This is a genomic window from Thermaerobacter litoralis, assembly GCF_054654595.1.
Genome location: NZ_BAAIES010000005.1, coordinates 139,994 through 156,580, shown reverse-complemented (window position 1 = coordinate 156,580; position 16,587 = coordinate 139,994). Strand labels below are relative to the sequence as shown.

The 16,587-nt window shown below is 74.8% G+C and carries 15 protein-coding genes and 1 tRNA gene; 14 read left to right on the top strand and 2 right to left on the bottom strand.

What is annotated here, in order from left to right; all coding sequences use genetic code 11:
- Positions 1-2 precede the first annotated feature (2 nt).
- The 13 genes from sucC (at position 3) to ACYQ02_RS04090 (ending at position 14,741) form a co-directional block, all read left to right on the top strand.
- Positions 3-1,124 carry an ADP-forming succinate--CoA ligase subunit beta gene (sucC, locus tag ACYQ02_RS04150; RefSeq protein WP_460039171.1) on the top strand — a complete coding sequence of 374 codons (1,122 nt, stop codon included), beginning with the start codon at positions 3-5 and terminating at the stop codon, positions 1,122-1,124.
- Positions 1,125-1,991, top strand: coding sequence for a succinate--CoA ligase subunit alpha (sucD, locus tag ACYQ02_RS04145; protein ID WP_460039170.1), 867 nt, complete (start codon positions 1,125-1,127; stop codon positions 1,989-1,991). It abuts the gene before it with no gap.
- A 70-nt stretch (positions 1,992-2,061) separates the two neighbouring features.
- Positions 2,062-2,826, top strand: coding sequence for a class I SAM-dependent methyltransferase (locus tag ACYQ02_RS04140; RefSeq protein ID WP_460039169.1), 765 nt, complete (start codon positions 2,062-2,064; stop codon positions 2,824-2,826).
- Positions 2,817-4,319 carry a glutamyl-tRNA reductase gene (hemA, locus tag ACYQ02_RS04135; protein ID WP_460039168.1) on the top strand — a complete coding sequence of 501 codons (1,503 nt, stop codon included), beginning with the start codon at positions 2,817-2,819 and terminating at the stop codon, positions 4,317-4,319. Before ACYQ02_RS04140 ends, hemA begins: the two co-directional genes overlap by 10 nt.
- A 17-nt stretch (positions 4,320-4,336) precedes the next feature.
- Positions 4,337-5,332, top strand: a complete 996-nt coding sequence (locus tag ACYQ02_RS04130) for a cytochrome C assembly family protein (RefSeq protein ID WP_460039167.1) — start codon at positions 4,337-4,339, stop codon at positions 5,330-5,332.
- A 204-nt stretch (positions 5,333-5,536) separates the two neighbouring features.
- Complete coding sequence (hemC, locus tag ACYQ02_RS04125; protein WP_460039166.1) at positions 5,537-6,715, top strand: hydroxymethylbilane synthase; 1,179 nt, start codon at positions 5,537-5,539, stop codon at positions 6,713-6,715.
- The gene (locus tag ACYQ02_RS04120) at positions 6,684-8,213 is read left to right on the top strand and encodes a uroporphyrinogen-III synthase (RefSeq protein WP_460039165.1); all 1,530 of its coding nucleotides are present in this window, start codon (positions 6,684-6,686) and stop codon (positions 8,211-8,213) included. Before hemC ends, ACYQ02_RS04120 begins: the two co-directional genes overlap by 32 nt.
- Positions 8,214-8,306: 93 nt before the next feature.
- Positions 8,307-9,281 carry a porphobilinogen synthase gene (hemB, locus tag ACYQ02_RS04115; protein WP_460039164.1) on the top strand — a complete coding sequence of 325 codons (975 nt, stop codon included), beginning with the start codon at positions 8,307-8,309 and terminating at the stop codon, positions 9,279-9,281.
- A gap of 201 nt (positions 9,282-9,482) precedes the next feature.
- The gene (locus ACYQ02_RS04110; RefSeq protein WP_460039163.1) at positions 9,483-11,126 is read left to right on the top strand and encodes an acyl-CoA mutase large subunit family protein; all 1,644 of its coding nucleotides are present in this window, start codon (positions 9,483-9,485) and stop codon (positions 11,124-11,126) included.
- Positions 11,127-11,204: 78 nt separating this feature from the next.
- Positions 11,205-11,657, top strand: a complete 453-nt coding sequence (locus ACYQ02_RS04105) for a cobalamin B12-binding domain-containing protein (protein ID WP_460039162.1) — start codon at positions 11,205-11,207, stop codon at positions 11,655-11,657.
- The gene (meaB, locus tag ACYQ02_RS04100) at positions 11,654-12,649 is read left to right on the top strand and encodes a methylmalonyl Co-A mutase-associated GTPase MeaB (protein WP_460039161.1); all 996 of its coding nucleotides are present in this window, start codon (positions 11,654-11,656) and stop codon (positions 12,647-12,649) included. Before ACYQ02_RS04105 ends, meaB begins: the two co-directional genes overlap by 4 nt.
- Before the next feature lie 59 nt (positions 12,650-12,708).
- Positions 12,709-13,899 carry an acyl-CoA dehydrogenase gene (locus ACYQ02_RS04095; RefSeq protein WP_460039160.1) on the top strand — a complete coding sequence of 397 codons (1,191 nt, stop codon included), beginning with the start codon at positions 12,709-12,711 and terminating at the stop codon, positions 13,897-13,899.
- Complete coding sequence (locus ACYQ02_RS04090) at positions 13,896-14,741, top strand: TetR/AcrR family transcriptional regulator (protein ID WP_460039159.1); 846 nt, start codon at positions 13,896-13,898, stop codon at positions 14,739-14,741. Before ACYQ02_RS04095 ends, ACYQ02_RS04090 begins: the two co-directional genes overlap by 4 nt.
- Here the strand turns inward: ACYQ02_RS04090 and ACYQ02_RS04085 are convergent.
- Positions 14,693-15,271 carry a helix-turn-helix domain-containing protein gene (locus ACYQ02_RS04085; RefSeq protein WP_460039158.1) on the bottom strand — a complete coding sequence of 193 codons (579 nt, stop codon included), beginning with the start codon at positions 15,269-15,271 and terminating at the stop codon, positions 14,693-14,695. The genes ACYQ02_RS04090 and ACYQ02_RS04085 overlap by 49 nt on opposite strands.
- A 103-nt stretch (positions 15,272-15,374) precedes the next feature.
- Between ACYQ02_RS04085 and ACYQ02_RS04080 the strand changes: the two genes are divergently transcribed.
- A complete protein-coding gene (locus tag ACYQ02_RS04080; RefSeq protein WP_460039157.1) occupies positions 15,375-16,067 on the top strand; it encodes an NUDIX hydrolase in 693 nt (230 codons plus the stop codon).
- Between the two features lie 171 nt (positions 16,068-16,238).
- On the opposite strand, the gene ACYQ02_RS04075 is transcribed toward ACYQ02_RS04080, so the two are convergent.
- A tRNA-Pro gene (locus tag ACYQ02_RS04075) sits at positions 16,239-16,316 on the bottom strand.
- Positions 16,317-16,587: the final 271 nt, after the last annotated feature.

Below are 16,587 nucleotides of genomic sequence, written 5' to 3'. Positions count from 1 at the left end.
CGTTGAAGTTCTTCGAGTACATGGCCAAGGAGGTCTTCCGCCAGCGGGGCATCCCCACGCCCCGTGGCCGGGTGGCCGCCACGCCCGACGAGGCGGCCCAGGTCGCCGCGGAGATCGGCGGTCCCGTGGCGGTGAAGTCCCAGGTCCTGGCCGGGGGCCGCGGCAAGGCGGGCGGCATCCGCTTCGCCGACTCCCCCGAGGAGGCGCGGGAGGTGGCGGCCGGCCTGCTGGGCCAGGAGGTGCGGGGCTACCGGGTCGAGCGGGTCCTGGTCGAGGAGAAGTTGCGCATCGAACGGGAGCTCTACCTGGGCATCGCCGTCGACACGGGGCGGAAGTCGCCGCTGGTCATCGCCTCGGTCCACGGCGGCATCAACATCGAAGAGGTGCCGGAGAAGGACATCGTCAAGCGCCCGGTGGACATCACCCTGGGCCTTTACCCCTACTTCGCCCGCGGCATCGCCCGGCGCCTGGGGCTGGAAGGGGCCATCGCCCGCCAGTTCACCGACCTGCTCACCCGGCTCTACCGGGTCTTCCGGGACTATGACGCCGAGCTGGTGGAGATCAACCCCCTGGTCATCTCCGGCGACCGGCTGATCGCCGCCGACGGGCGGCTGAACATCGACGACGACAGCCGCTTCCGGCATGAGGACCTGCCGGAGGTCAGCGAAGCGACGGAGCTGGAGCGGCGGGTCCGGGAGATCGGCCTCTCCTACGTGGAGCTGGACGGCGACATCGCCGTCATGGCCAACGGCGCCGGCATCACCATGGCGACCATCGACGTGCTGGCCGAATACGGCGGCCGGGCGATGAACTTCCTGGACGCCGGCGGCGGCGCGGCCGTCGAGCCCATGGCCAAGGCCATGGCGGTGCTGGTGTCGACCAACCCCAAGGCGATCTTCGTCAACATCTTCGGCGGCATCACCCGCTGCGACGACGTGGCCAACGCCATCGTGACCGTCAAGCAGCAGCAGGGGATCCCCGTGCCGCTGGTGGTGCGGCTGGTCGGCACCAACGAGGACAAGGGCGTGGCGATCCTGCGGGAACACGGCATCGAAGCCTTCCGGGACATGGGCGAGGCCGCCCGCAAGGCGGTCGAGCTGGCCCGGCAGGGAGGGGAGCGGTAAATGGCCATCCTGATCGACGAGCGGACCCGGGTGGTGGTCCAGGGCATCACGGGCCATCAGGGCAGCTTCCACACCGGCCAGATGATCGAATACGGCACCCGCGTGGTGGCCGGGGTCTCGCCGGGCAAGGAGGGCCAGGAGGTCCGCGGCGTCCCGGTCTACGACACCGTGGAGGCGGCGGTGGAGAAGCACGGCGCCACGGCCTCCGTCATCTTCGTGCCCGCTCCCTTCACCAAGGACGCGGTCCTGGAGGCCCTGGAGGCGGGGATCAAGCTGGTGGTGGCCATCACCGAGCACGTGCCCCTGCACGACGCCATGGAGATCATGGCCCGGGCCCGGCTCAAGGGGGCGACCATCATCGGGCCCAACACCTTCGGGGTGATCTCCCCCGGCAAGAGCAAGATCGGGATCATGCCCAATCACATCTACACCCCCGGCCGGATCGGCATCGTGGCCCGCAGTGGTACGCTTTCCTATGAGATCGCCGCCTCCCTAAGCCAGGCCGGCTTTGGCCAGTCCACGGTGGTCGGCATGGGCGGCGACCGGGTGGTCGGCCTCTCCTTCATCGACGTCCTGAAGATGTTCGAGCAGGACAAGGAGACGGAGGCCGTCGTCCTGGTCGGCGAGATCGGCGGCACCGCCGAGGAGGAGGCGGCCGAGTACATCAAGGGGATGAACAAGCCCGTCGTCGCCTACCTGGCGGGCAAGCACGCGCCGCCGGGGAAGCGGATGGGCCACGCCGGCGCGATCATCGAGCGGGGCCGCGGCACCTACCAGAGCAAGGTGGAGGCCCTGGAGGCGGCCGGCGCCCGCGTGGCCGCCCTGCCGTGGCAGGTGGCCGACCTGGTGCGGGAAGCCCTGCGGTGAAGGCGTGCGGGAAGCCCTGCGGTGACGGCCGGCAAGCCCCATGCGAATCACTGGTGAGGAAGGGACGCCCATGGGGGTGAACCGCCCGGCCCCGGCGGGGGGCGCCGACAAGGCCTCGTACATCCGGGAGCTCTTTGACACCATCGCGCCCGGCTACGACCGGATGAACCTGCTGATGACCCTGGGCCAGTGGCGGTACTGGCAGTGGCGCTTGCGCCGCCGGCTGGAGGAACTGCCCCTGGATCAGGCCGAGGTGCTGGACGTGGCGTGCGGGACCGGGGAGATCACCGCCATGCTGGCCCGGCGGGTGGGAGCGGCCGGCCGCGTTACGGGGCTTGACTTCTCGGCCGGCATGCTGGGCATCGCCCGGCAGCGGATGGAGCGCCTGGGCGTGTCGGGCCGGGTCGAACTGGTGCAGGGCGACGCCTTGAACCTGCCCTTTGGCGAGGGCCGGTTCGACCTGGTGACCATGGGCTTCGCCCTGCGCAACGTGGCCGACCTGGACCGGGCCCTGGCCGAGATGGTGCGGGTCACCCGCCCCGGCGGCCGGGTCCTGATCCTGGAGCTGTCCCACAGTCCCTGGCCTTGGGTGCGGATCCCCTTCCGGTGGTACTTCGAGCGGGTGGTGCCGGCCATGGGCCGCTGGGCTGCCCGCCGCTGGCGGGGACCGGGCCCCGATCCGTACGCCTGGCTGCCCCTGTCGGTGCGGGGTTTCCCCGGGGCGGAGGAACTGGCCGCCCGCATGGCGGCCGCGGGCCTGGAGGGCGTCCGCTTCTGGCGGATGTCGGCGGGCATCGTCTGCTTGCATGAGGGACGGCGACCGCAATGGGCGTGATCGTCGTAGGGATGAACCATCGGACGGCCCCGGTGGCCGTGCGCGAGCGGCTGGCCGTGGCCGACGAGGGCCTGGGCCCGGCCCTGGCCGAGCTGGCCGCCTGCCCGGCGGTGGACGAGGTGGTCCTGGTCTCCACCTGCAACCGGGTGGAGGTCTACGCCGCCACGGACCACCCCGGGCAGGGCCGGCGCCAGGTGGGGGAGGTGCTGGCCCGCTGGGCCGGCATGCCGCCCGAGGAGCTGGAGGCCTACCTCTATACCCGGGACGACGCCGCGGCCGCCCGTCACCTGTTCCGGGTCGCGGCCGGCCTCGATTCGATGGTCCTCGGCGAGAGCCAGATCCTGGGCCAGGTGCGGGAGGCCTATCACGGGGCGGCGGCGGCGGGCACCTGCGGCAAGGTGCTGCACGGCCTCTTCCAGCAGGCGCTGGCGGTGGGAAAGCGGGCGCGGGCTGAGACGGGCATCAGCCAGCACGCCGTGTCCGTCAGCTACGTGGCGGTGGAACTGGCCCGCAAGGTCTTCGGTCACCTGGACGGCCGCCCCGTCTTGCTGGTCGGCGCCGGGGAGACGGCGGAGCTGGCTGCCCGCAGCCTGGCGGAGGAGGGCGGCTGCCGCCTGGTAGTGGCCAACCGCACTTTGGAGCGGGGCCGGCAGCTGGCGGCCCGCTTCGGCGGCGAAGCCGTCCCCCTGGCGGAACTGCCCGAGGCCCTGGCCCGGTGCGACGTGGTCATCGCCTCCACGGGCGCCGGCCGCCCCCTGATCACCGCCGCCATGGTCCGGGCGGCCATGCGCCGCCGCCGGGGGCGGCCCTTGCTGCTGGTCGACATCGCCGTCCCGCGGGACGTGGAGCCGGCGGCGGGCCGGCTGGACGGGGTCTTCCTTTATGACATCGACGACCTGCAGTCGGTGGTCGAGGCGAACCTCCGCCTGCGGCGGGAGGAGGCGGCCCGGGTCGAGGCCATGGTGGACGACGAGGTGCGCCAGTTCGAAGGGTGGCTGCACAGCCTGGACGTGGTCCCGCTGATCCGCTCCCTGCGCGCCAAGGCCGAGGCGATGCGCCAGGAGGAGCTGGCCCGGGCGCTGCGCAAGCTGCCCCATCTCAGCGAGCGGGACCGCCAGGTGATCGACGGCCTCACCCGGCTCATCGTCAACAAGCTGCTCAACGACCCCATGGTGCGCCTCAAGGAGGCCGTGGCGGGCGGTCACGGTCCGGTCTACCTTGATGAGGCCTTCAGCCAGCTCTTCGCCCTGGACGAACCCGGCCCCGCGGGCCAGCGCTCGGCGCCGGCCCGCCCGGAGGGCGCCCGCCAGGAGCCCGCGGCCGGCCGGGGTGGGGGCGGGGCGGCCGTCGCCGCGGGGGCGCCGGCCCCGGCGGCCGGGCGGGCTGGCCGGGGCAGCGGCGAGCCCGCCGGCGAGGCGGCCCGTGGCCCTGCTGTGGTCCGGCTCCCGGCCTCGCCGCGGCGGGCCGGCGGAGGCACCGGCGCCCCGGCGTGAGCGGAGGGTGAGGCCGGGTGCAGGGCGCGCTGGCATGGGGCTATGTGGCCGTCACCCTGGGGTACCTGGCAGCCGCCGGCTGGCACGCCTGGGCGCTGGCCGGCCTGGCCCGGGAGGCCCCGGCGCGGTGGCTCGCCCGGGTCACCTGGGGCCTGCACACCCTCCTCCTGGCCTGGCAGGTGGCCCACGGCACCATCCCCTTCCTGAGCTCCCAGGGCTCGGTCTTCTTCCTCAGCTGGGCGTGGGTCCTCAACGGGCTGGTGCTGGAGTCCCTGCTGGCCCTGCGCCCCCTGGGGGCCTTCATGTTGCCCCCGGTGGTGATCCTCCTGGTGCTGGTGGCCGCCGGGGCGGTGCCGCCCCCGGGGGCCATCCCGGCGGGAGGCGGGGTTCCCGGCAGCCCGCCGGCGGCAGGCTGGCCCGAGTCGGGGGGCGTGCCGGGGCCAGGGGCTGGGCCGGGCCCCGGCGGGGGCCTGGGACCGGCTGCCGGGGCGGGGCTGGCGGGCGGGTTCGTCCCGCCGGGGGCCACCGGGCTGCTTTCCCCGGGAGCCGCAGGGCTGCTTTCGTCGAGCCCCTGGGTGTGGCTCCACGCCGTCATCGCCCTTTTGAGCTACGGCGCCTTCGGCCTGGCTTCGGCCCTGGCGGCCATGTACCTGCTGCAGGAACGGCAGCTGCGGGTCAAGGTGTTCAGCCGGCTGTACCGCCACCTGCCGGCCCTGGAGGACATGGACCGGGCCTGCTGGTGGCTGGTGGGCAGCGGGTTCGCCCTGCTCACCCTGGCCCTGGCCAGCGGCAGCCTGCAGGCCGGGCGGGTCTGGGGCGCCGCGTGGGCCCGGGACGGCAAGGTCCTGGCCAGCGCCGGGGTCTGGCTGTTCTACGCCGCCTGCCTGGCCCTGCGGGCGGTGGCCGGCTGGCGGGGGCGCCGCCAGGCCTACCTCTCCTTGCTGGGGTTCGCCGTCATCCTGCTCAACTATCTGGTGGTGGGGCCCCACTGGTCGGCCCGCCACGACTTTTGAACCCCGCACGGGGCGGCCCCTGGCGGGGGCGATCCTGTGACGGCTAGCGGCGTGGCTGGCCCATCAGGGGGTAGGCGCGACCCGACCCCGGCCCCCTGCCCTTCGCCGTCCGGTCGCACCCCGGCGCCGCCCTCGGCTTTGCACGCGCCCGGCCGGCGGCGAGCCCGCCCGCCGGCGAAGGACCTGTCACCGGGAGGGACGATCGTGACGAACCCGGTCCTGCGGATCGGCACCCGGGCCAGCGCCCTGGCCCGCATCCAGGCCCAGTGGGTCGCCCAGCGCCTCAAGGCCCATCACCCCGAGGTGGAGGTCGAACTGGTGCCGGTGACGACCGCGGGCGACCGGAACCGGTCCCGGCCCCTGTATGCCCTGGATACCGCCGGCGCCTTCGTCAAGGAGCTGGAGGAAGCCCTGCGGGCCGGGCGGATCGACCTGGCGGTCCATAGCGCCAAGGACGTGCCGACTCGCCTGCCGGAGGGGCTGGAGCTGGCCGCCTTCCCCCAGCGGGAGGACCCGGCCGACGCCCTCGTCCTGCCGCGTCCCCGGAGCGAGCCGGGTGACCCCGGATCGCCGTCGGGTGCCGGGCCGGCGGTCCCTGGGGCAGCCCCGGCGGGCCTGGAGGCCGCTTTGGCCGCCCTGCCGGCGGGGGCCCGGGTCGGGACCAGCAGCCTGCGGCGCCAGGCGTGGCTTCGCGCCCGGCGCCCGGACCTGGTGGTGGAACCGGCCCGCGGCAACCTGGACACCCGGCTGCGGCGCCTGGACGAAGGGGCCTGGGATGCCCTGCTGCTGGCCGCGGCCGGCCTGCGGCGCCTGGGCCTGGCCCATCGCATCACCGCCACCGTCGGGCCGGCCGATCTCCTCCCCGCCCCGGGCCAGGGGGCGCTGGCCGTCGAGATCCGGGCCGGCGACGAGGCCGTCCGCCGCCGGGTGGCCGTGCTGAACCAGCCTGAGGTCGCCCTGGCCGTTCGGGCGGAGCGGGCCTTCCTGGCGGAACTGGGCGGGACCTGCCGGGTGCCCCTGGGGGCCCTGGCCCGGATCGAGGGCGACCGGATCGTGATCCGGGGCCTGGTGGCGGGTCCTGCGGGGCACCCCTGGCTGGAAGAAGAGGTTGCCGGTCCCGCGGCGGACCCCGAGGGGGCGGGCCGGCATCTCGCCGCGCGGCTGCTGGAGCGCGGCGCGGCGCAGGTCCTGGCGGCGGCCGGGGCGGCGGCCGGCGTTCCGGGCCGGCCCACGGCGGCCGCCGGCACACCCGGGAGGGCCGCCCCGGCGGCCGGCAGGGCCGGGGCTGCCGGTCTGGCGCCGGCGGGCGGCCGGTGGGAGGGAGCGGGTCCCGGCGGGGGAGGGGACGACCATGACGGCGGCGCAACCGGACGGGCCCGTTGAGCGCGAGGGACCCGGGGAACCCGCCGGGCGGCCCGGCGGTGCGGCCCCTTCGCCACCGGAGCCGAGCCGGTACCCGGGCCGGGGCCGGGGGGACGCCCCACCGGGCAGGGCCGGGGCCGCCGGGTCCGGTCCCGACGGCGACGAGGCCTGGACGTCCGATCTTTGGGCGCCGCCGGGCTGGGTCTACGTGGTCGGCGGGGGCGACGGCGATCCCGGCCTTCTGACGGTACGGGGGGCCCGGCTGCTCCAGGCGGCCGAGGTGGTGGTGGCCGACGCCGGCCTGGAGGCCGTGGTGGCGGCCTGGGGATCTCCCACCGCCGCCCTGTGGCTCGTGGCGCCGGCTGGCGGCGGGGCGGGTTCCTCCGGTGAGCTCCCCGCAGGGCCGTCGTTCCCGCGGGTTGCGGTGGCGGGCCGGCTGGCCCCGGAGCAGGTCCCCGGCCGCCTGGCCCGGTGGGTGCGGGCCGGGCTCAGGGCCCTGCGGCTGGTGCGGGGTGCCATCGCACCCGCCGAGGTGGCAGCCCTGGCTGCCGCCGGCTGTGGGGTGATCCCGGTCCCCGGGGTGGCGACGGGTCCGGGCCCGCACCTGGCCCCCCGTCCCGGCGCCGTTGCCGCGGACCAGGGCGGGGCCGCCGACCGCGGCGGGGAGGCCGGCCAGACGGCGGGTGCCGGCCGGGCCGCCGCCACAGGGCCGCCCCTTCAGGGGTGGCGCATCGCCGTCACCCGGGCGCCCGACCAGGCCGGTGACCTGGAGGAGCTGCTCCGCCAGATGGGGGCCCACGTGGTTGAGCTGCCGCTGATCGCCGTCGAGCCGGCCGACGGGGAGGCCGAGCTGGACGGGGAGCTGGACGGGACCCCCGGCCGCTGGTGGGTCTTCACCAGCCGAAACGGGGTGGCAGCCCTGGCCCGGCGGCTGGAGGTCCTGGGGCGCGACGCCCGCAGCCTGGCCGGTTCCCGGTTGGCGGTCGTCGGCGAGGCGACCCGGCGCTACCTGGGGCAGGCCACGGGCCTGCGTCCCGACCTGATGCCCGCCCGCTTCACGGGCGCCCACCTGTGGGAGGAGCTGGCCCGCCACGTCACCCCGGGCCAGCGGGTGATCTGGCCCCGGGGCGACCGGGCCGCCGTGGACGCGGCGGCTCCCGTGGTCCGGGCCGGCGCCGAGCTCCGCGCTCCCGTGGTCTACCGGACGATCCTGCGCCGGGAGGAGGCGGCGGCCCTGCTGGAACGCATCGCGGCCCGGCAGCTGGACGCGGTGACCCTGGCGAGCCCGTCGGCGGCCGAGGCCCTGGCGGAGGTGGCAGGCCCCGGCGGGCCGGGCCGGTTCTTCCAGGAGGGTGGGCCGGGGTCGGGCCGCCGCCCCCTGGTGATCTGCATCGGCCCCCGCACGGCCCAGCGGGCCGCCGCCCTGGGCCTGCCCGTCGACGGCGTGCCGGCGCGCCACACGGCAGAAGGACTCGTGATGAAGCTCCTCGAAAGGAGCATGGCGGACCGGCGGGCCTGACAGCCGCCGCCGGTGGATGAACCGGGGTTCGCCCCGGGATCGATCCGTGCCGGTTCCGCCGGCGCCGGGAGCGGACCAACCGAGGTGACACCGATGGCCTTTCCCGTGCATCGCCCGCGCCGGCTGCGGGCGACCCCTGCGGTGCGCAGCCTGGTGCGGGAGACGGATCTGACCGTCGACCGCTTGATCTACCCGATGTTCGTGGTGCCGGGGCGCGACGTGGTGGAACCGGTTCCCTCCATGCCCGGCGTGGAGCATCGCTCCGTGGACCGGGCGGTGGAACGGGCCCGGGAGGTCTACGGCCTGGGCATCCGCGCCGTCCTGCTCTTCGGCCTGCCGCGCCGGAAGGACGAGCGCGGCAGCGAGGCGGCCGATCCCGACGGGGCCGTGCAGCAGGCCGTGGCGGCCTTGAAGGACGCCCTCCCGGAGCTTCTGGTGATCACCGACGTCTGCCTTTGCGCCTACACCAGCCACGGCCACTGCGGCATCCTCACGGCCGACGGCCGCATCGACAACGACGCGACCCTGGACCAGCTGGCCCGCGTCGCCCTTTCCCACGCCCGGGCGGGAGCGGACTGGGTGGCGCCCTCCGACATGATGGACGGGCGGGTGGCGGCCATCCGCCGGGTCCTGGACGAGGAGGGCTTCCAGGAGACGGCGATCCTCTCCTACGCCGTCAAGTACGCCTCCGCCTTCTACGGCCCCTTCCGGGAGGCCGCCCACTCGGCGCCGGCCTTCGGTGACCGGCGGACCCACCAGATGGACCCGGCCAACGCCCGGGAGGCGCTGCGGGAGGTGGCCCTGGACCTGGAGGAGGGGGCCGACCTGGTGATGGTCAAGCCGGCCCTGGCGTACCTGGACGTGATCCGCCGGGTGCGGGAGCAGTTCCCGGTGCCGGTGCTGGCGTACAATGTCAGTGGCGAGTACAGCCTGGTCAAGGCCGCGGCGGCCCAGGGCTGGATCGACGAGCGGGCCGTGGTCCTGGAGGCCCTGACGGCCATGCGCCGGGCGGGGGCCGACGGGATCATCACCTATCACGCCCCCGACGTGGCCCGCTGGCTGGCCTGACGGGGCGGCGGCGCGGCGGGCGGCCGGCTGGCGGCGGCCGCCGGCTGGCGGCGGCCGCCGGGCCGGTACCAGGGCCGGTTCCACCGCGGCAAGGGGCGGTGCCGGCCGGGCGGACCGGTAGGCAGGGACGCGGGGGCGGGTGCAACGGGACGCGGGGCGGGACCGGGATCGTCGGGGTTTGAGGGAGAGGGGTGAACCGACTTGGCGAAGGAACCGGCAGCGCAGGCCCGCGGCGAGGCGGCCGGTGAGGGGCGCGAGCGCCGGCCGCGGTTCGAGACCCTGTCGGGCATCGAGGTCAAGCGCTACTACGGGCCCGAGGACGTCCCCGACGCCGGCAGCGACCGGCGGCTGGGGGCCCCGGGCCAGTGGCCCTTCACCCGCGGGATCCACGACACCATGTACCGCGGCCGGCTGTGGACCATGCGCCAGTTCGCCGGCTTCGGCACGGCCGAGCAGACCAACCAGCGCTTCAAGTACCTTCTCAAGGAAGGCCAGACGGGGCTCAGCGTGGCCTTCGACTTCCCCACCCTGCTGGGCTACGACTCCGACCACCCCATGTCGGAGGGGGAGGTCGGCAAGCTGGGGGTGGCCATCGACACCCTGGCGGACATGGAGATCCTCTTCGACGGGATCCCCCTGGATCAGGTGTCCACCTCCATGACGATCAACGGCCCGGCGGCGATGATCTTCGCCATGTACCTGGCGGCGGCGGAGAAGCAGGGCGTCGCCTTGGACCGGCTGCGGGGCACGATCCAGAACGACATCCTCAAGGAGTACATCGCCCAGAACACCTACATCTTCCCACCGCGGCCGTCCATGCGGATCATCACCGACATCTTCGCCTTCTGCGCCGACCACGTGCCCCAGTGGAACACGGTCAGCATCTCGGGATACCACATCCGGGAGGCCGGTTCCACCGCGGTCCAGGAGCTGGCCTTCACCTTGGCCAACGGCTTCGAGTACGTGCGGGCCGGGATCGAGGCGGGGCTCGACGTGGACCGCTTCGCCCCGCGGCTCTCCTTCTTCTTCAACGTCCACAACGACTTCTTCGAGGAGATCGCCAAGCTGCGGGCGGCCCGCCGCATCTGGGCCACGGAGATGCGGGAGCGTTTCGGGGCCAAGGACCCCCGGTCCTGGAAGATGCGCTTCCACTGCCAGACGGCGGGCTGCACGCTGACCGCCCAGCAGCCGGAGATCAACATCGTGCGGGTGACCTTGCAGGCCCTGGCGGCCGTGCTGGGGGGCACCCAGTCCCTGCACACCAACTCCTTCGACGAGGCCCTGGCCCTGCCGACGGAGAAGGCGGTGCGCATCGCCCTGCGCACCCAGCAGATCATCGCCGAGGAGAGCGGCGTGACGAGCACCGTCGACCCGCTGGGCGGCTCCTACTACGTGGAGTGGCTGACCGACGAGATGGAGCGGCGGGCGCGGGAGTACTTCCGGCGCATCGACGAGCTGGGCGGGGTGATCCCCGCCATCGAGGCCGGGTTCTTCCAGAAGGAGATCGCCGACGCCTCCTACCGCTACCAGCAGCAGGTGGAAGCGGGCGACATCACCGTGGTGGGGGTCAACAAGTACGTCCTCGAGGACGAGGAGCAGCCCGAGATCCTGCGGGTGCCCGACGAGGTCCAGCAGCGCCAGATCCAGCGGCTCAAGGACATCCGGCGCACCCGGGACAACCGGCGGGTGCTCCAGGCCCTGAGGGATCTCAAGGCGGCGGCCCGCAGCGGGGAGAACCTGATGCCGCGCCTGTTGGAGTGCGCCCGGTCCTACGCGACCCTGGGGGAGATGTGCGACACTCTGCGGGAGGTCTTCGGCGAGTACCGCGACCGGGCCATCTTCTAGCCGGCCGGTGGCGCCGGCGGCCGGGGGCGGCCCCGGGCTGGTGGGGCGCCATCCGGCGGGAAGAAGGCGGGAGAGGCGATGGAGACGCAGCGTGCCACGACGACCCCGGCCCCGGCGGCGGGAGGCCGCATCCGGGTGCTGGTGGCCAAGCCCGGCATGGACCGGCACGACCGGGGGGCCAAGGTGATCGCCCGCGCCTACCGGGATGCGGGCATGGAGGTCATCTACACCGGCCTGCACCAGTCGCCGGCCCAGATCGCCCGGGCCGCCCTGGAAGAGGACGTGGACGTGGTCGCCCTGAGCATCCTCTCGGGCGCCCACAACACCCTGATCCCGCGGGTCTGCGAGGCCCTGCGGGAGGTGGGGCTGGACGACGTGGTGGTGTTGGTGGGCGGGGTGATCCCCGCGGAGGACGTGCCCCGCCTGCTGGAGGCCGGGGTGGCCCGGGTGTTTGGCCCCGGTTCCAGCACCGAGGAGATCGTCGCCTTCACCCGGGCGGCCGTCGCCAGGCGGCGGGGGGAGACGGCGTGACCCGGCCCAGCGACCCCGAGCAGCTGGCCGCCGGTGTCCTGGCCGGAGACCGGCGGGCCCTGGCCCGAGCCATCACCTGGGTGGAGAACCGGCACCCGGGCGCCGGCGACCTGCTGCGCCGCATCTATCCGCAAACCGGCCGGGCCCACGTGGTCGGCCTGACCGGGGCGCCGGGGGTCGGCAAGAGCACCCTGGCCGCGGCCCTGGCCCGGCATCTCCGGCAGCAGGGGGAGCGGGTGGGCCTGGTGGCCGTCGACCCCTCCAGCCCCTTCACCGGCGGCGCCCTGCTGGGCGACCGCATCCGCTTCAGCCACGGCCCCGTGGACGACGGCGTGTTCTTCCGCAGCCTGGCCTCCCGGGGCCAGGTGGGTGGGCTGTCGCGGGCCGCGGGGGATGTGATCCACCTGCTGGATGCCGCGGGCATGGACACGGTGCTGGTGGAGACGGTTGGGGCCGGCCAGTCCGAGGTGGAGATCATGCGCTACGCCCACACGGTGGTGGTGGTGCTGGCGCCCGGACTGGGCGACGAGGTCCAGGCGGCCAAGGCCGGCATCCTCGAGGTGGGCGACATCCTGGTGGTCAACAAGGCCGACCAGCCCGGGGCCGACCGGACGGTCCGGGAGCTGCGGCAGATGCTGGACCTGGGCGCGCCGCGGGACCCGGGGTGGAAGCCGCCGGTCCTGGAGACGGTGGCCGGCAGCGGCCAGGGCGTCGACGAACTGGCCGGCGCCATCCGGCGCCACCGCCAGCACCTGGCGGGTACGGCGGCGGGGGCCCAGCGGCACCGCTGGCAGGCGGAGGAGGCCCTGCGCCAGCAGGTGCTGGCCCGGCTCTGGGAGCGCCTGCAGGGCAGCCGCCGGTGGGACGAGCTGGCCGAGGCCGTGGCGCGCCGGGCCCTCAGTCCCGGCGAGGCGGCGGAACGGCTGCTGGCGGACCTGGGTGACCCCGGCGCGGAGGAACCGGCCGCGGGCCGGCGCAGCCCCGTGGCCTGAGGGGGCCAGGGGCGCTGGAGCGGCCCGAGGGCCTGAGGAGGAGGCCTGAGGAGGCAGCGATGGAGAGCCGACCCTTTCTGCTCGATCCCGAATACGAGGAGATCCGGCGGGCCGTCCACGAGTTCGCCCAGCGGGAGCTGGCCCCCCGGGCCGCACACTATGACGAATCGGGCGAGTTCCCCTGGGAGAACGTGCGCCGGCTGGCGGAGCACGGCTACCTCGGCATGATGATCCCGGAGGATTACGGTGGCGGCGGGATGGACACCCTGGCCCATGCCATCTGCCTGGAAGAAGTCGCGCGGGCCTGCGCCGCCACCGCCGTGGTGATGGACGTCCACAACAGCCTGGTGGGCGAGCTGCTGAACCGCTGGGCCGGGGAGGCGATGAAGGCGCGGTGGCTGCCGGTGCTGGCCCGGGCCGAGCAACTGGGCGCCTTCTGCCTGACGGAGCCCGACGCCGGCTCCGACGCCGCCGCCCTGAAGACCACCGCGGTGCGGGACGGAGACCACTACGTGCTGACCGGGCGCAAGACCTTCATCTCCAACGGGGGCGTGGCGGGGCTCTACGTGGTCTTCGCCGTGACGGATCCCGCCGGCGGCCCCCGCGGCATCAGCGCCTTCCTGGTCGAAAAAGGGACGCCCGGCCTGTCCTTCGGCAAGCCCTTCAAGAAGATGGGTATCCGGGCGTCGGCCACCACCGACGTGATCCTGGACCGGGTCCGGATCCCGGCGGAGAACCTGATCGGCCGGGAGGGGCAGGGCTACAAGATCGCCCTGGCCACCCTGGACAACGGCCGCGTGGGCATCGGCGCCCAGGCGGTGGGCATCGCCCAGGCCGCCCTGGACCGGGCTGTCGCCTACGCCGGCCAGCGCCGGCAGTTCGGCCGTCCCATCGCCAGCTTCCAGGGCATCCAGTTCAAGCTGGCGGACATGGCCACCCAGGTGGAGGCGGCGCGCCTGCTGGTCTACCGGGCGGCCGTCCTCTACGACGAGAGCGTCCGCACCGGCCGCCGGGCCAGCAAGGAGATCGCCATGGCCAAGCTCTTCGCCTCCGAGGTGGCGATGCGGGTGACCACCGAGGCGGTGCAGATCCACGGCGGCTACGGGTACCTGCAGGACTTCGAGGTCGAGCGCCTGATGCGCGATGCCAAGATCACCCAGATCTACGAGGGCACGTCGGAAGTGCAGCGGATGGTGATCGCCCGGGCGCTGCTGGCGGAGGCCGGCCAGGCGGTGGAGACCACGGCATGAACCGGCCCGGGGACGACGCCGGCCGGCGGATCCGGCAGGCGGCCACCGGCCTGTTCCGGGAGCGGGGCTACCGGGGGACGGGTCTTCGCCAGGTGGCGGCGGCCGCCGGCGTTGCCGTCGGCACGGTCTACGCCCATTTCCCGGACAAGCCCAGCCTCCTGCGCGCGGTCACGGAGGAGCAGGCGGCCCGCCTGAGCCGCCAGCTGGCCCGGGTCCACCTGACGCCGGGCCTGCCGGCGGCCGAGCGCTGGCTCGCCTTCCGCCGGGTGCTGGAGGAGGCCCTGCCCTGGCTGGCCTGCGAGGCCGAGGCCGGCAGCGAGGCCGCGGCGGCCCCTCGCCCCGCGGCGGCTGCGGGGCCGGGCGGGGGGACGACGCCGGCGGGACCGGTTTGGGCTGCGGTGCACGGGGCGCTGGCCCGCTTCCTGGCGGAGGGGGCGCGCCGGGGCGAGGTGCGCCTTTTGGGCGGGTTCGCCGGCGCCGGAGGTGGCCCGGGCGGGCCCCCGCCCCTGGCGAGTGCAGGGGAAGGGCGGGAGGCGCCAGCGCTAGACCGGGCCGTTGGGGCCGCCGGGGGCCAGGACCCGGGGCTCCTGGGCGGGGCGGAGCGGACCGCCCGGGCGGTGCTGGCAGCGGCCCTGGGGCTCTGGCAGGCGGGCTGCGCCACCGATCTGGACTGGCTCTGGCACGGGCTCGGAAACGGGCCGGACAACCGGGCCGGGGCAGGTGAAGGGGTTCGGGCCGTCGTCCCCGCGCGGCCGGGCTGGCCACCGGAAGGGGGCACCGGCACCGGATCCCTTCAAACCCCGCGGGTCATGCCGGTCAGCACCTGGTGGAGGACCCAGTAGTCGGTGGGCGTGAAGGGCCGGCGCCCCCGCCAGGTGATGGTGGCCAGGGACCGGATCTCCTCTTCGGGCACATGGGGATTCTCCTGCCAGAACACGCGAAGGGCCCAGGGCAGATCGTCGGGCTCAAGGGGTGGGGGCTCGGCGACGGGCTCGGCACCGGCGGCGATTTGCTCGGCGGGCAGGCCGGCGCCGGGTTCGATGGCCGGACCGGCCGCCCTGGGGCGTTCCACCGGGTTCGTCCCGGGATGGGCCGGTGGCGCGCCGCCCGGCGTGGGCCGGCCGGCCGCCGTCGGTGCGGCACTGCCGCCACCCGCGGGTGCGGCGACCCCTGGCTCCGGGCCCACCAGGTCCGCGAGGCTGACCTCCAGCGCCGCGGCGATGCGCAGGACCACGTCGACCGATGGCTTCCGATCGGGATCGTTCTCCAGCTGGGACAGGTACGCCTTGGACACCCCGGAGCGGCGCGCCAGGTCGCGCAGGCTGATCCCGCGTTGCCGGCGCAGATCCCGGATCCGCTTGCCAACCTCCACGGGGCTCACCTCGGCGGTTGCCAGCCGGCGGGTTCGTCTACCATTATAGCATGAGGTACATCCATCCTTTGGCGGGTCGGCCGCCCCGGGGGAGGGATGGACGATGACCGAACGGCAAGCGGCGGGCGGCGTGGTCTACCGGCGGGCCGGGGACCGGGCGCCGGCCGTGGAGGTCTTGATGATCCTGGACGCCTACGGCCACTGGGCGTTGCCCAAGGGCGGCATCGAAGAGGGCGAGACGCCCCAGGCCGCCGCCCTGCGGGAGATCCGGGAGGAGACGGGGATCGTCGGCGCCATCGAGGCGCCCCTGCCGCCGGTGCGGTACCAGTTCCGCGACGGCGACGAGGAAGTGGACAAGACCGTCCACTACTTCCTGGTGCGCGCCCTGAACCACGGCATCCGCGTGCAGCGGGAGGAGCTGCGGGACGCGACCTGGTTGCCGCTGGACGAGGCCATCCGGAGCTGCACCTACGAAAACCTGGTGCCGACCCTGGAGGCGGCGCGCCGGGAACTGGCCGCCCGGGCGGTGGAACCGGCCGCGCCGGCGACCCCGCCCTCCGGTGCCCCGGCGGAGGCCGGCAACTCGGGACAGGGCGATGGCGACGCGGCCGCGGCGGCCACGGCGGCCGCACCGGAAGGCGGCGCTGTCGAGGCCACGGCGCCGTCGCCCGCCGCCGGGCAGCCGGCAGCCGCCGGCGGGGCCCCCACGGCGCCGGAGCTGGCGGGCTCCGGCGGGGACGGGGCGGATGCTGCCGTCGCCGACCCAGCGCCGGCGCCCTCCGAAGGCCGGGCGTAGCGCCGCGCACGTGGTGCCGGTGGACCGCCCTTCGCGCCGGCCGCGCCGTTGCGCCGTGGGCCGCGCTCGGCGCCGCCGCGCCCTTTCGCTCTCTTGCTCTTGAGCACAAGAGAAACGCACGCCGGCCGGGGGCGGTGATGCCCCCGGCCGGCGTGCTTGGCGATCCTCAGCTGGTCGGGCCGGCCGGATTTGAACCGGCGACCTCCACGTCCCGAACGTGGCGCGCTAACCAAGCTGCGCTACGGCCCGGCGACGAACAGAAAGCCGCACCCGGCAGGTGCTACGGCGGTGCGCGGCCGCAACTGGCATTATAGAGGCGGCCTCGCCCCCTGTCAACGAAGGAACGGGCAAGCCTTGGCAACGGGCGGGGGAGCGCAGGGCGACCGGCGGCGTCTTTGGGGCTTGCGGGGGCTTGCGGCCCGGTGGCCCGGAGGACGGCGTTCCACCGCACCGGTTGGCACCGCTTCGGGCCCAGGGCTCCGGGCGGGTGCGGGGCTTCGGGGCGGGCTCGGGGCTCCGG